The sequence below is a fragment of the Segeticoccus rhizosphaerae genome (genome assembly GCF_005222685.1).
GTDB lineage: Bacteria > Actinomycetota > Actinomycetes > Actinomycetales > Dermatophilaceae > Segeticoccus > Segeticoccus rhizosphaerae.
This window is the reverse complement of sequence record NZ_SWMA01000087.1, coordinates 1-1537: the sequence shown is the minus strand read 5'-3', so window position 1 is coordinate 1537 and position 1537 is coordinate 1. Positions and strand designations below refer to the sequence as shown.

Here is a 1537-nt window from a genome sequence, read left to right as displayed (position 1 = left end):
CACAGACCCGTGAATACCCTTGCCGGGCGCAGGGGTGAGCGACCGGGTGGTTGACCCGGTTGTGAAGGTGCCGTTGTCAGGCGACGGGGTCGATGACGACCGTGTGGCCGAGCCGTTCGAGCTGAGCGATCAGGCGGCGGGTGTGTGCTTGGTCATGACGCTGCCGGAGCCAGTCAGGACCGAGATCCTGGTAGGGCTGGTCACGCTTCAGCATGTAGTAGGCGCTGACCAGGATGGAGTGCGCGGCGGCGACCTGGGCACGTTTGGCTCCACGGCGGGCCGCGATCCGAGATTGTTGGGCAGCCAGGTAGGTGCCCTTGCTGCGGCCGGCCGAGCCGGCCGCTTCGACCAGCATCGAGGTCAGCCACTTGTTGCCGTGTCGAGTGCCGGACGGCTTGCGGTAGCCGGCCGACTCGTGCATGGACGGGGCGACCCCGGCCCAGGCGGATAGGTGCTCGGCGGTGGGGAACTGGGACATGTCCCCGCCAGTCTCGGCGATGATGACCTGGGCGGTGACCAGGCCGACCCCCGGGATGGTTTGTAGCAGCTCGATCTGGTGAGCCCAGGGCCGGCAGGCGTTGTCGATCACCGCATCGAGGGTCGCCAGCGCGGCCTCGACCCGGTCGAGCCTGCCCAGCATCGCCGCGGACAGATGGGCGTGATCGGCATCGAAGTGACCGGTCAACGCCTCGACGAGGTCGGGGATCTTGGCGCGCATCTTGCCCTTGGCCAGGTCCGCCAGGACCTGCGGGTCGGCCTCACCGGCGATCAGCGCGGCGAGCATCGCCCGCGCGGACTTCGTACTGACCGAGGAGGCCACCGAGGAGATCTTGATGCTGGCGTCCTCGAGCATCTGCTCCAACCGGCCCACGTCACGGGTGCGGTCGCCGGTCAGGGCCGCCCGGTAGCGCGTCAACAGCCGCAGCCGCCGGATCGGTGGCGCCGGCACGAACGAGGGCCGCACCAGGCCGTGCTCGGTCAGCTGGGCGATCCACTCGGCGTCCTTGACATCGGTCTTGCGCCCGGGCACGGCCTTCATGTGTGCGGCGTTCAGCAGCCAGCAGTCCATGTGGTCCTCCAAGGCGTAGAACACCGGCTTCCAGTAGGTGCTGGTCGACTCCATCGCCGCCAGCGTGACGTCCTCGGCGATCAGCCAGTCGCGCATCACTTCCAGCGAACGAGTCATCGTCCGGAACGTGCGGGTCTCCTGGCGCCGGCGTCTGCCGGCCCCCGGAGTGCGCACGCACACCGTGACGCTCTTCTTGCCAATGTCCAACCCGGCGACGCGTTCGAACATGACGTCCATCGCGATCACCAATCCTTTCCGGCGAGAACCGATACCAGCACCGCTCGGAGGACCTTCTGCAAGGGACACAGACCCACGTGCTCTACGGCAACAATCCAGCGCACCCGAAGGCCCCGCGTCATACACCTCTACGGGCTCGCCCGCACCAGTGTGTCGCGACGTCGCCGAGCGGCAGCCCCATTCTCATCCCTCGGCACGCGGACGGCAGTCCCCATCGCTTTACACCTCTTG

Annotated in this window: 1 protein-coding gene; it reads right to left on the bottom strand. The window is 67.8% G+C overall.

Going from position 1 to position 1537, the window contains the following annotated elements:
* Nucleotides 1–76: 76 nt before the first annotated feature.
* Nucleotides 77–1306 carry an IS110 family RNA-guided transposase gene (locus FCN22_RS21400; protein WP_137123586.1) on the bottom strand — a complete coding sequence of 410 codons (1230 nt, stop codon included), beginning with the start codon at nt 1304–1306 and terminating at the stop codon, nt 77–79.
* Nucleotides 1307–1537 lie beyond the last annotated feature (231 nt).

Excerpts from the sequence above, each read along its gene's own strand:
- FCN22_RS21400 (WP_137123586.1), bottom strand. The coding sequence starts at position 1,306 with ATGGACGTCATGTTCGAACGCGTCGCCGGGTTGGACATTGGCAAGAAG.